The 13,152-nt window shown below is 51.9% G+C and carries 10 protein-coding genes and 1 pseudogene; 7 read left to right on the forward strand and 4 right to left on the reverse strand.

The genetic code is table 11. The features are described 5' to 3' along the window. Positions 1-274: 274 nt before the first annotated feature. From CKK19_RS21845 to CKK19_RS21855, 3 genes are all read right to left on the reverse strand, one after another. Positions 275-1,582, reverse strand: coding sequence for an McrC family protein (locus CKK19_RS21845; protein WP_058656517.1), 1,308 nt, complete (start codon positions 1,580-1,582; stop codon positions 275-277). Then, complete coding sequence (locus tag CKK19_RS21850) at positions 1,579-3,735, reverse strand: AAA family ATPase (RefSeq protein ID WP_063854167.1); 2,157 nt, start codon at positions 3,733-3,735, stop codon at positions 1,579-1,581. The genes CKK19_RS21845 and CKK19_RS21850 overlap by 4 nt, the downstream gene beginning before the upstream one ends. 579 nt (positions 3,736-4,314) lie before the next feature. Continuing rightward, positions 4,315-5,994, reverse strand: coding sequence for an SgrR family transcriptional regulator (locus tag CKK19_RS21855; RefSeq protein WP_063854168.1), 1,680 nt, complete (start codon positions 5,992-5,994; stop codon positions 4,315-4,317). Between the two features lie 222 nt (positions 5,995-6,216). On the opposite strand from CKK19_RS21855, the gene ptsG reads away from it, so the two are divergent. The 7 genes and pseudogenes from ptsG to CKK19_RS21890 all read left to right on the forward strand — a co-directional run bounded on the left by ptsG (position 6,217) and on the right by CKK19_RS21890 (position 11,814). Further along, the gene (gene ptsG, locus CKK19_RS21860) at positions 6,217-7,743 is read left to right on the forward strand and encodes a glucose-specific PTS transporter subunit IIBC (protein ID WP_058656520.1); all 1,527 of its coding nucleotides are present in this window, start codon (positions 6,217-6,219) and stop codon (positions 7,741-7,743) included. Next, positions 7,740-8,582 carry a glucose-6-phosphate isomerase family protein gene (locus tag CKK19_RS21865; protein ID WP_063854169.1) on the forward strand — a complete coding sequence of 281 codons (843 nt, stop codon included), beginning with the start codon at positions 7,740-7,742 and terminating at the stop codon, positions 8,580-8,582. The genes ptsG and CKK19_RS21865 overlap by 4 nt, the downstream gene beginning before the upstream one ends. Continuing rightward, on the forward strand, positions 8,582-9,145 hold the full coding sequence (hxlB, locus tag CKK19_RS21870) for a 6-phospho-3-hexuloisomerase (RefSeq protein ID WP_063854181.1): 564 nt from the start codon (positions 8,582-8,584) through the stop codon (positions 9,143-9,145). The genes CKK19_RS21865 and hxlB overlap by 1 nt, the downstream gene beginning before the upstream one ends. Before the next feature lie 23 nt (positions 9,146-9,168). After that, the gene (gene hxlA / locus CKK19_RS21875; protein WP_063854170.1) at positions 9,169-9,804 is read left to right on the forward strand and encodes a 3-hexulose-6-phosphate synthase; all 636 of its coding nucleotides are present in this window, start codon (positions 9,169-9,171) and stop codon (positions 9,802-9,804) included. Positions 9,805-9,850: 46 nt separating this feature from the next. Beyond that, a pseudogene (locus tag CKK19_RS21880) lies at positions 9,851-10,051 on the forward strand (nucleotidyltransferase domain-containing protein); the annotation flags it as partial. 372 nt (positions 10,052-10,423) lie between these two features. Further along, entirely contained in the window at positions 10,424-11,206 is a 783-nt protein-coding gene (locus CKK19_RS21885; protein WP_058656523.1) for a DUF6615 family protein, read from the forward strand. A 203-nt stretch (positions 11,207-11,409) separates the two neighbouring features. Further along, positions 11,410-11,814 (forward strand): hypothetical protein, encoded by a 405-nt coding sequence (locus tag CKK19_RS21890; protein WP_045354513.1) that lies wholly within the window; start codon positions 11,410-11,412, stop codon positions 11,812-11,814. Between the two features lie 315 nt (positions 11,815-12,129). Here the strand turns inward: CKK19_RS21890 and CKK19_RS21895 are convergent, their stop codons facing one another. After that, a complete protein-coding gene (locus tag CKK19_RS21895; RefSeq protein WP_063854172.1) occupies positions 12,130-13,152 on the reverse strand; it encodes a Gfo/Idh/MocA family protein in 1,023 nt (340 codons plus the stop codon).

The raw sequence follows: 13,152 nt of genomic DNA on the forward strand, positions 1-13,152 counted from the left end.
TAATCGTGGGGGCAGGTCAGTCCGATGTAAAGGGGTAATTGGGGCGTTTTCCTGAATATGTGAACAACTGGGGTAGAAGACGTTGTACAGTGCAAATTGCGAACGTCTGTTTATCGCTCATCGCGGACATGCCTTACCGTCTATTCTCTACGTACCAAGACTATAAGCCCAGTATATTAAATGCATTAAATGATCATGTAGGTTTGAGCCCTAATCGCGGTTGAGGTTATTGAGAGAGCCGAGCCTCAAGGTGCAACGGTCTCGCCTTTTCACCTCACTGCGTGTTGATGCCGAGAAGGTTAATTAACTGCCCGACAATCTTGTCCTCATCGAGAATCAGATCCACACTAGCCACCTGTAATTGTTCCTTGCCTGCTAGAATCCTATAGCCTGCATTCAGAGGTTGCGTTCCCAGACCTGCATGATGTGGATAGAGAAGCAAAACTTGTGGGCAGTGATAAATCCGTGCATAGGCCATCATCTGGTAGACATCAGCCTGCGATATGCCATGCCTGGCATCTTCGGGATGACGCCCAATACGCTTCCATTTAGTGTCTATGATCATAACAATCTGATGGTCCCGCTCGATAAGCATATCCGGTCGGGTCTGGAAGCGTGGTTTGCCTTCTTTTACGTCCTCGATCAGACAGTATAATCTGCCTGCCTGTGCACGAACCGTCCATTCCGTACCGCGTACAGCACGCTTCGCCAGCGCCGCTATATATGCCTCGAACAGGTCGTTCATTGGAAAAAGCAGTGTAATCCCGTTTTGCGCTCGTTTATCGTAGTGTGTAGCTTGCCAGTCGCGTCGCAGGAGAAGACGTGCCAGATTGTAGAGGGCTTCCCAGCGATGATTGGTTCGGTCGATCCGTACCTGTGACCACGGCAGATGACTGAAAGGGACGTCGCTAACACCCGCTAATAGGATGCGCAATTCATTCAGACGACGGAGTGTATCAGCAGCGCGGGCATAATGGTGAAGCAGAACTACACAAGCCTTCATTATTCGAAGCAGGGCGGTATCAGCCGATAGTTCGTCGTAACGACAGGCGAGACGGTCGGGGCGGACGGCAAGCGTAGTGAATTGTCTTTTGATATTGAGCCTTCCGCGCAATGAGGGCAAATCGTCTTCCTGTGCCAAATAGGTGCGCGGTAATCCTCGATGTACTTCAGATAAGAGTCGTTCGGCGAACAAGCGGATGAGTATCTCTAGCAAGCTTTCAGCTTGTCTCGCCATTGTTGCAGCCTGTCCATTGCCGAGTTTAAGGCCGAGGGCGACATCAAGCATACGTATCAGGCGACTGCGTATTGTGGCGTCCGGTTCTATCGTCTCGTCGTCGAATTTGGGCAGGATCTCAAGGCTACATCCCGGAGCGGCAATGACCCCAACCATTTGCCCGGCAATAATTTTGTTATGGCGATCGATTAAGATATTGGTACCGTGCTGATTTGCCAGCGGATGCTCGCGCGCCGCCGTTAGCAGCGCGTTAGCCTGAGGGCGGGTAAAAGCATGAGGAGCGTTTATGCTGCTTTCTGTGTTCACACAAACACCACCCCATTCGCGAACCGTGAGGTGCGTCATTCTTTCGATTCACCAGCCACCTCAAGAGCAGTGACATTTAACGTTCTGGCTTTGCCTATCAGTCGATCAAAGGCGTCATTTCTGAACGGTGCACGTACCGACCAGCTTGATAATGGTTCCCCCTCTATTCCGGGTGGCGGTAAAATCTGCTCTTCCTGCATAAAACCATCGCCCAGCACTGCCGCGATTCGGCTCCAGTCCTCGAAGAAATACTCTTGTAACAGCGGTATGACCTTATTGCGCACTGCATCTTCAACTTGTGCCCTGGATTCACAATTGATAAAGAAGGCGTGTCCAATGCGATATTCCCGGCCTATAAGATATTCAATACGCTGGTTGATGGTGCTAAGAACGGCTTTGAGATCGATCCCCTCTACTTCACTTAGCAGGGTCGCGTCGGGAGCTATTTCCCGGAAGTTGAATCGCCGCCTTAATGCTGTGTCGAGCAATGCGATGGATCGATCGGCGGTATTCATGGTGCCTATGATATGAAGGTTGGCGGGGATGCCAAAATCTTTCTTTTTCGAATAAGGCAGAGTTACGGTGAGTGCATCAGGCATTCCAAGACGTTTATCCGGCTCAATTAACGTAATCAGTTCACCGAACACTTTCGAGATATTTGCCCGGTTGATCTCATCAATAATGAGGACGAATTGTTCTGGTTGTCCTTTAACATCGGAACTATTATCCAGGTTCTCTGTACTTGAGAGCAGTCTGCCTAGCGCCGGGATATTCACACGACTGGTGGCAATGGAATAGAGCGTCCGCATGGTGAAGTTACCATCGATAATTGTATCGAGTGGCAGTGGTTCTTCAAGGGTCAGTAGCCAGCGAACTGGGCGGCGGTGGGCATAGTAACCTTCGGCTTCAGGAACGAAATAGTAATCACCAGTTATTTCAGCGATAGCGCGAAACGCAGTGTTCCCGTAAGGGACAATCACGATATCACCAGGCTTCATTTCGCAACGGAAGGGATAGGTTTGCGTCCAGTTACTAGGCGTCAGATTCCCTGGATTTTGCTTGATCCATTCATCATGGATCGCGTTGAACGATGAGAATCTATCCGCGCTCCAGTCTATGGTCCCACCCCAACCCAGAGCGATATACCCATTGTCGCGGGCATCTTCATACACATCGTCTTCGGTGCCAATTGTCCCTTGCCCCATTTTCCAGAAGCGTTTTTGGGATAGTTGCAGTGCCGAGGCATCTGTCTGTGCACGGGGTTGTGTTCTGGCCTGATCGGCAAGGGCACAAATTTCTCTGAAGAGCCCCGGCGTAGGCATGAGTCTGAATCCAGCAGACGAAGACTCATCTTCACCGATTTCTGGACGAAGGCCCTCAACGAAGGTTTCGTAGTCATAACTCTGGTGGAATGTGACGAAAGAGATTCTCTTTTCTGCCATCAGTTCGTTATAGCGCGCCATCAGGGCCGCACGCCCATCTTTTGAGTTCGGATAGGCATCTTTGCCATCGCAGAGCGCTACGGCTTCCCTCGCCGTGTGATAGGTCTTTCCGGTACCTGGAGGACCGTAAAAAATAAGGTTAGTCGGAGTTGGTTTAGTGTGGGCCACCAGTTCGCTTCCTTCCGTAAGGATGAACGTATATTTCCGGGTTGTGCTCTTTTTAGGCCCTTCCGTCACCGGAGGGGGAACATCCGCTAGTTCCTGAAATTTTTGACCATCAAGAGCCTGACAGATGTTCGGCCATCCCTTGTCGAGACCCATTTCAGTATTCAGAGGACCAACTACCAGGGTGACACTTGTGTCACCTCGCTCTCTGGCTGGGGTGATGTAGTTTTCAAGGACATAATCCCGAATTTCGTCGGCCTGAGAGTCATCACCGCTCAGAAAACGTCCATATTGTCCGAGCCAGCTATTCCAGTTGGACAATCGGTTAAGCGGTTGCTCTGATTCAGGCATTAGTAACCGATAGTCATTGCCGTTGTCTTTGGCATCACGGCGAATCTCTTTGATCCGCTGCCGCAATTGCGCAAATCCATCCGCCTTGTAGGCTGCATCCAGATCTGCATGAGGAGAACCAAGTGCTGCGAGATTTTTTTCTATAGTTTTGACAGCATAAATACGGGAATTGAGGCCTGCTTGCGTTTTGGCGCCTTTGCTCTTCAACCATTCCTGAAATTCAACTTCGAGCATTTCCGATGCCCTCTCATTTTCGTTAACTTACTGATAGCTATCATTGTGGATGATGGAAGGGGCAGTACTGCAACTCTTCGTTACAGATTGCCAATACTATTAATCTTCCGTGCTGATTGTCTCGCTTGCGGGGCGAAGGGTTTGACCAACCTGACATAGCAGACAGGCATCATCCTCGAATGTCATGGTCCCTCAGGAGTGCAGTCCAAGCGCTGTGTCGCTTACCGTAAACATAGCACTATGGATGCCTCGGTCAAGGTATGTTTTTCCATAATTTATTGATAAGAAACAATAATAGTTATTATGTAATGATTTGAACCTTTATGAGCCTTTTAATAAATCGTCATGTCCAAAGCTATGTAGCAGCTGAAGGTACAGGCATTGAGAATGGGCATTTTAGCTTCGTCTACCGGACGTTCTGAATGTAGGTATCGGTAGACCGTAAAGGGTGCTGCGGACGGATTTGATGGAATTGCCAATGCATATGACCAAACGTTCCCCCACTCCAAATCCCGCACTTCTCTCCCTTACCCTTAAAGGCCTTTAAAGGCCCTTTAGCGAGCTTTTGCGGGCGTAGCATTATTCGAGCCAAAGTTGGCTAAAATCCGGCCATCCCAGCGTATTTAAATCCCGCCAGGTAAATGACTTCTCGGTCGCAAATTCCATCCAGTGATGCAGCAAAGGAATGACATATCGCTGGTGGGTCATCTCATGGAAAAAGGCGGCGATGGTGGCGAACGCCTTTTCATCGTCACTGTTCAGAATGGTCGGTAGCAGGGCGTTCAGGTTTCGTCGCTGGGCTTCAGGCAAGCGCGTAAACAGCGCGGTGGACGCCAGCCATTCCAGAAATGCCGGAACCGAAAGGGTATCGAGCATAAAGTTGCTGAGCCAGATATCCGCAGGAGGGCGCGGCTGGCTGTTGAAGTTGTCAAATGCGTCGATTCGTATCTCGGCGCGAATATGCCAGCGTTCAAGCAGGATGCGAATCGCTCCGGCAAGCTCCACCAGTTCCGGCTGCTGAAAGGTGCTGATGATCACCGGCTGACGCAGGTTAAACGGCGCGGTGATCCCGCCGAAATCCACCGGGCGGTGGTTCCACTGCGGCAGCATACCCTGAGCAATCGAGAGGATGCGTGCGTATTCGTCGGGAAGCTGTGTTTGGCTGAGGAGTTCGACAGGCTGCAGCAGGTAATTGATAAACCGCCTTCCGGCCTCATCCGCAAAGGCTCCGTCACCGTCGAACAGCACAAAGCAGCATCCCTGCTCCAGACTACGCTCGTTGAGCGGGCGATCATCCTGCGCCTCCTCACCCCGCAGCAGGGGAATAAAGCTCATGCTGATATGCTCCGGAGCCCAGGTGAAAATGGTGATCTCATCCAGTCCGGGCCGCGCCTGGTGCCAGTGTTGATTGCGCCGCAGGACCATAAAGTTGTCGCTGTGCTCCTGCAGGTGGAAAGCGCCGGTACAGCGGATGTGTCCGTGCTGGTAATCAAACAGCATCGTTGGCTGGGTAGCGAGCAGGCAGTCAAGCCTCTTCACCGGATGATACGTTTCAATCACCAGATGCCAGGGGGCGTCAGCGGTGATGGTCTTGATTGGGCTGAAAAGCGGCGCGAACTGCGGGCTCTGGCTGGCGGCGAGCAGGCAACGCTCAACGGCGCTGGCATTCAGCTCGCTGCCATCCGCAAAGCGTGCGGTAGATTTCAGCCAGAACTCCCAGTGGGTAAAGTCCTCGTTGTGGGTCCAGTAGTGGGCAATATCGGGGACGATCCTGCCCTGAACGGCGTCATAGCGCGTCAGCCCGCTCAGACACTGGCGCAGGAGATGACGTTCGGTTCGTCGCAGGGGAACGAGTGGATTGAGAGGATCCAGATTGCGGTAGTAGGGGATGCGCACCCGCGTTTCGCTGCTTTTATCCTGCACACCGAAGCGCCACAGGCTCAGACGATCCAGCAGATACTTGTCGTTGCCGATAAACCGTAGCACGTTGCCGTAATCCTGTTTCTCCAGCAGCTTATTGACGTTCTGGCTGAACAACTTTTCCGGCGAGGTTAACAGGTGCAGCCGTGAGCGCTTGCCGCGTCCGCGCTGGGGCTGCCAGTCGAGCCATTTTTCCTGATGCATCTTTTTCAGCGCAATACGGCAGTTACGCACCGAACAGCCGAAGATGGCGGCGATCTCCTTCATCTGTAATTCGTGCGTCTGGCCTGCGCCATAGCGGGCGTGCAGCCTGCGAAAATGCGCCTCGAAGATGTTCATGTGATGGCCTCCCGCCGAATGCGATTTCCTCTTTTATCCCTTTCTCACGGTTTTCGGCGTGATTTCCCTCATAAATTTTCCGGTTTTAGGCGAAAACCGGAAATAACTTTCGTCTTTGGTTGCTGTTTTTTTAATCACCTCAGGTTTGGATACTGAAGGTGTTCGGAGCAGAACCTGCTGTTGTGCGAATCCCTGTCATAAAGACGCGCTCAGGAGATCGAGATGAAAAGATTCAACCTTCTGCAAATGTTACAAAGCATCGGGCGATCGTTAATGATCCCCATTGCCATGCTGCCTGCCGCCGGTATTTTGCTGGCCTTCGGCGTCAGCTTTCAGGATCCCAATATTGTCGCCAGCCTGCCGTTTCTCGGCGCTGACTGGCTGGTTCACGTGCTGAAGCTGATGGCGGAAGCGGGGAGTGCGATTTTCGCTAACCTGCCGCTGCTGTTTGCGGTCGGCGTGGCGGTGGGACTTAGTGATGATCAGGGCATTGCCGGGCTGTCGGCGATCGCCGGGTTTCTGATTATGAACGTCACCATCGGCCAGTTTCTGGGGATCACGCCCGAGTCGGTGGCGCAGGTGCGTGACTACACGATGGTGCTGGGCATCCCTTCGCTCCAGACTGGCGTGTTTGGCGGCATCATCATTGGGATTATCGCCGCCTGGCTGTATAAACGCTATTACCGCATCCAGCTTCCTTCGTGGCTGGAGTTCTTTTCCGGCAAGCGTTTTGTGCCGATTATAACCTCCTTCGCCGCGCTGTTCGTCGGGCTGGTGATGGCGGTGGTCTGGCCGCCTGTTCAGCATCTGATTAATGGCCTGTCGAATACCATGATGGTGCAGGGGCCGGGCGTGTCCGCCTTCCTGTTTGGTTTTGTCGAGCGGCTGCTGATCCCGTTTGGTCTTAACCATGTCTGGTGGCCGACCTTCTGGCTGCAGTTTGGCGAGTACGTGAATAAGGCTGGGCAGGTGGTGCATGGCGACCAGCTTATCTTCTTTGCCCAGTTGAAAGACCAGGTGCCGATTACCGCCGGAACCTTTATGGCCGGGCTGACGCCCATCAAAATGTTCTGTATTCCGGCGATTGCGCTGGCGATCTACCGCTGTGCCAGCCCGGAAAACAGAGCGCGGGTGAAGGGCATTATGCTCTCTGGCGCGATCACCTCCATTGTCTGCGGCATCACCGAGCCGATTGAGTTCTCCTTCCTGTTTGTTGCGCCCGTGCTGTATGGCATTCACGCCGTCCTGGCGGGACTGGTGTTCCTGCTGATGGAGTGGTTCAGCGTGCATATCGGGCTCTCTTTCTCTGGCGGGCTTATTGACTATCTGTTCTTTGGCGTCCTGCCGCGCGCGCCTCACTGGTATATGGTGTTCCCGGTCGGGCTGGTGATGGGGGCGCTGTACTACGCCCTATTTACCTTTGCTATTCGTAGCTGGAATTTGCTGACGCCGGGGCGTGAGGTTGAAGAAAACGCGGTGGCGCAGGAAAGCGAACAAAACGACCTGGTGAGCGGCATCATTCTGGCCTATGGCGGGCTGGGGAATATGACCAGCATCGAAGCCTGCATGTCGCGTCTGCGCATTGACGTGACGGATAAGTCGCTGGTGGACAAAGCGCTGCTGAAACAGCTTGGCGCGGCGGGCGTCGTTGAGGTCGGGAACAACATTCAAAGCGTCTTTGGCATGAAATCCGATCGGCTGAAAGAGGCGATCCGCGCAGCTAACGCGTATACACAGGAGGCAAAATGAAACAGCTACACCACAGCGGGCTGCCGCTGTATCTCGATGATGATGGCGTAATGGCGCTGAAACCGCCGCTGAACTATCTCGGCTTTGGCCGCAAAAGCGCCGGGCAGATGGCGGTGGTCTTACCGGAGTTCACCGAGGCGCAGCGGGATGAACCGGCTTACGATGTTTACCGCGGGCTCAGCTTTGCGGAGGATCAGGAGCGGCTCACCGCTGACCAGTACCAGTATGACATCACCATCATCATGCCGGGGACGATTGGCAAGGAGCGCAAGAAAACCAGCGGTCACTATCACGGCTATAACGACACGCGGCGCAACACCCATCCGGAAGTGTACGAAGTGATTAAGGGGACAGCGGCGTATATCCTGCAAAAGTCGCCGGATTTTGCCGTCTCACCAAAAGATCTGCTGGTGGACGATCTTATCGTGGCCGTCGTGAAGGAGGGGCAGAGCATTATCGTGCCGCCGAATTACGGCCATTGCTCCATCAATATCGGCGTCGGGCCGCTGGTGTTCAGCAACCTGGCGTATAAACCCTGTGCGGTTCACTACGACACGGTGCAGTTTTACCACGGTATGGCCTGCTACATCGTGGAAGAGAACGGGCAACTGTGCGTGCGCAAAAATCACTACTATCCGCATATTCCGCACATCAAATTCGCCACCGTCAAAGAGAACCCGCATCTTGGCATTACCTTTGATACGCCGCTTTACCAACGCTACCGCGCCGCGCCGGAACGTTTTCACTTTCTGGGGCATGTCGATAACTATGTCCGGGAAATCATGGGGATGCTCGAGTATCAGGATGATTTATTCCCGCTCTGCCAGGAGGACGCATGATGGAAACGCAATCTGTTGCAGGCGTTGCCTGTAGCGACCTGAATCAGGCGATGTCGCGGATTGATGGTGCTGCGCTGGCGCATCTGGAGCAGGCCATCGCTGACGCGAACGCGATATTTGTTTTTGGCGCAGGGCGTTCGCTGTTGATGCTGAAAGCTTTTGCGATGCGACTGATGCATATCGGCCTGCAGGTGCATGTTGTCGGCGATGTGGTGACGCCTGCGCTGCAAAAAGGCGACCTGCTGCTGCTGGCCAGCGCATCGGGTGAAACGGCTTCGCTGGTGAATGTGGCAGCGAAAGCGAAGAAGCTGGGCGGCACCGTGGCCCTGCTGACCATTTTCCCCGAGTCCACGTTGGGCTGCCTGGCGGAGGTGGTGGTCAGGATCCCGGCCTATACCGACAAACTGCCGGATGGACCCGAGAATGTGAAAGGCATTCTGCCCGGTGGCAGCCTGTTTGAAGAGGCGGTCATGGTGCTGGGCGACGCCATGATTGTGAATCTGGCGCAGTCGACGGGATATCGCTTAACCAAAGGTTTTGCGCTGCACGCCAACCTCGAATAGCCATTCGACACAAGGAAACCAACATGAAATTACAGCTTGCCCTGGACGAGTTAACCCTGCCTGAAGCGCTGGCATTTATTGATAAGGTGGTTGACGACGTTGATATTATTGAAGTGGGCACGCCTTTTCTTATTCGGGAAGGCGTGAAGGCTATTAAAGCCATTAAAGAAAAATATCCACACAAGGAAGTACTGGCGGATGCGAAAATTATGGATGGCGGCCATTTTGAGTCGCAGCTGCTTTTCGACGCCGGGGCAGACTATGTCACGGTATTAGGCGTTACCGACGTGCTGACGATCCAGTCGTGCATCCGTGCGGCGAAAGAGGCCGGAAAGCAGGTGGTGGTGGATATGATCTGCGTCGACGATCTGCCCACGCGGGTTCGTCTGCTGGAAGAGGCGGGGGCGGATATGCTAGCGGTTCACACTGGCACCGATCAGCAGGCGGCAGGGCGCAAGCCGATTGATGATTTGATAACGATGCTTAAGGCGCGCCGGAAAGCCCGTATTGCCGTGGCGGGCGGCATCAGCAGCCAGACGGTGAAGGACTATGCGCTGTTAGGCCCGGATGTGGTGATTGTGGGATCAGCGATCACGCATTCGGCGGATCCGGCGGATGAAGCGAGGAAGATTTCACAGGTGTTGTTGCAGCATCATTGAGGTTAGACGAACAGAACGGCATCTGGCGCGACTGTGTGCAAGATGTCGGAATATTGAATCCCACAGCATTGATCCTGATGTCCTGCTGACTTCCACGCTGGCAACGCACGATCGTGACTCCGGCAGCATTGCCATCAGGATGGCTGTTGACACTTATATCAATCTGCGGGCTGATGCTCTGCCTGAAAATATTGCAGATGATGCGACACGATGGGTGGTCCTTGCCATGCTGAAAAGAGCATTTTGACAGGGGGGAAATCTACACTCCGGTCGTTTACTCGGCCAGAGTGTAGAAGTATCACGGAAAATGCATCCAATAGCCAAATCCTGAGATGAACATCACTCTTTAGTTACTTAAATCCATGCTAAAGCCAGGTCCAGATGCCTAGGACTGGGAAAATTTCAAATGTCGGCTGAGTACGAGAAGTGGACGTAGCAAGCCTCACGTTATGTTAATTTATAAAGTGCATATCAGTCTCACGGCAAATATCTTAGGGCAAACCCCTTTTCCTTCTTTTGTTTTTGACGTATAAATACTATTCTCTTCATTCGAATCATGCTTTCAGCAAAAAACCTTTCAACTTATCTATTTATAAACATAACTAAGAGAATACTACAAATGGATTTAGGTGAAATTGCGATAAAAAATTCTGGCTGGATTTGGAGTACATTAAGAGAGGCAAAAAAACTAAGCTATCAAATTGGAGAGGAGTCAATAACTGACTTTCTTGTGCTTAATATAAAAAAATGGGGCAGGGGAAAAATTATTATTAATACGTTTACCCGCCACAAAGAATCAGTGAATGGCTCCGACTGGGAGTGGTGGTTTACAGGTCGAAGTGGTAAATGGTTAGGCATGCGTATTCAAGCAAAAGTTCTCAACTTAAATTCTGAGAAATATGAACACCTTCATCACACAAATAAAAATGGGCATCAAGTTGATCTTCTCATTGCGGATGCCAAGAAATATGACCTTATTCCCTTGTATTGCATGTATACAAACTGGAAATCGGGGAGTTATAAAGTTAATTGGGAGTGTAAAACCTACAAACGTAGTATCCTTCATTATGGGGCAGCAATTCTTAATCCTCTTAAAGTAAAACATCTCCAGCAAAATAGAGCAAACCATTTAACTGATGTTATTGATGATTTAAGGCCGATGCATTGTTTGTTCTGCTGCAAAGGCTTCTCGCAAGGGGATCTTCCTGAAAGAGCTCTGGAATGGTTAAGTGGCGTTGGTCTCCTAATTGAGCAAGACGCTCCTTCACTTGAATATTTTATAAAGGATGCACCACCATACTATGTCACTCAAATGTTAGAGGGAGGTATACAAGAAGATGTTATCGATTTACATGATGATAGGCTCAAGCGTGTGACAATTTTCAACTTAGTAGGTGAATAAAATGATTGTCACTACTGCCAGGCATTATGAATTCATGCCACAATATCTTGGCTGTGATCGTTCAACAATTGAGAACGAAGCCGCAGTCATACTGGAAGCCAAATAGTATGCGGACGTACATCGTTCAAAATTGGCTAAGAAATACAGCCGGCCTACTGTTAGGGAAGGGCTGCAAGTTAAACTGAGTATCGCAAGGAGGGATAATGAGCACTAATAGCGCCAAAGATAATGTGATAACAACACCTAAAGAGCTGGGTAAAGCTATTAAGGAAGATCGAGATACGATTACAATTGAAGGTAGTTTAGCTAAAACTACGGTGAAAATTCATGCGACAGGAAAAGTTGCATGGGCTATAGCATTTGCAGCCATCGGTATTGCGGTAGTTGCCGCCATGGCAACTTTAGCTACCGGAGGAACCAGTGCTCCAGCTACCGGTACTACTGCTGCATTATCTGCTGGGGGAGCAGCGGCTATCCTCGGCAGTTCGGCAACAAGTGCAGCAATCTATATTGCTATTGCAGCAGGTGGTGTAGGCGCTTTAACGAAGCTTCGTCGTTATAAAGTAGTAGAAAAAAGTGACTCGAGATTAGTCTTAAAAAAAGGTTGATAGATATTAAAAATTTGAGTGTCCGGAGGCTATAAATATTGGTTTCCCTTTGTTTTTCTTATGCACCACTGTCAAATTAGAATATTTCTGCCTTATCAGCGAGCAACTGGTAGTACAAGCTGGTTGCTCAAAAATGTACCATTTTAACTACCGCTACATTGGATTAATTCGCTCTCCTTAGTAGTGAAAACTATTTCCAACTTCTGCTCCTGGCTAAAATCTGACCATATTTTCTAATGATTCCTGCGCTTTATCTGGTTTGCAGGGCTAAGGGCTTTACTAATCTGACATAGCAGAAAGGTACAGCCCTTGAAGTTATGGCATTATCGTGCGTTCAGGTTTCCCGCTTTCCAGACTGCGATGCACTGCTTCGCAAATCCGGCTGACCGCCAGGCCGTCCACTGCGGTGACCGGATACGGTGACCTGTTCCTGACCGCCCCCACAAAATCATTGATGGGGTCGATACCGAAACCGCTGGCAACGCCGTTGCGGTAGTTGATGAAATAGCTGTTGGGCGTGAGCGTCATGGCCGGCGTGGTGATTTCCAGCCCGCGATGCTGTGAAGTGCTGCGGATATACGTTGCCTCGCAGAGAATATCGATACGCCCGTCGTTGTCCTTCGGAAAGCCTTCCGGCAGCACCCACGAGTTTTCCACCATCCACGAACTGCCGTCGGCCATCGTCAGCAGGCTCTGCACGCTGTCAAAAGTATCGAGGCCGCATTCGGTCATCAGCCGTTTCTGCCCGACGGCATACACCGACACCACCTCCTGTCCGGAAAGGTGCCGCACCAGGTCAAAGCAGTGTGAGCCGAGAAACCACACCGGGGAGCTTGCGCCCGCCCAGTCCAGCCACTCCGTCGGCACGCTGATAACGTCATCCATGCTGATATGGCCGCGCAGGATGCGCCCGGCTTCCGGCTTCTCCAGTTCAGCTTTGATGCGCATCACCGCCGGGTCCCAGCGCTTGTGGAAATCGACGCCGACCAGCAGGCCCCGCTGCTGCGCCATCTCCACGATAAGCTCACATTCGCGTACCGAGGTGGCGAGCGGTTTTTCCGCCAGCACATGTTTGCCGTGGCGCAGGGCGGTGAGGATGGATTCGGTGTGGTACGGGTCAGGTGTCGCCACCGAAACCACGTCGATGGCTTCCTCCTGCAGCAGGACATCCAGCCGGGTATAGCCCATCACGCCACAGGCCATGGTAAGGTCGTCACAGCGCTCTGTGTCGGTGTCGCAGATGGCGACCAGCACGGTGTCCGGGTTATGGCGGTACGCATTCATATGGTGTTTGCCGTAGATGCCCGCGCCGACCACGGCGGCTCTGATTTTGTTCAT

The sequence above is a fragment of the Enterobacter sp. CCUG 70166 genome (genome assembly GCF_020224095.1).
Taxonomy (GTDB): domain Bacteria; phylum Pseudomonadota; class Gammaproteobacteria; order Enterobacterales; family Enterobacteriaceae; genus Enterobacter; species Enterobacter intestinihominis.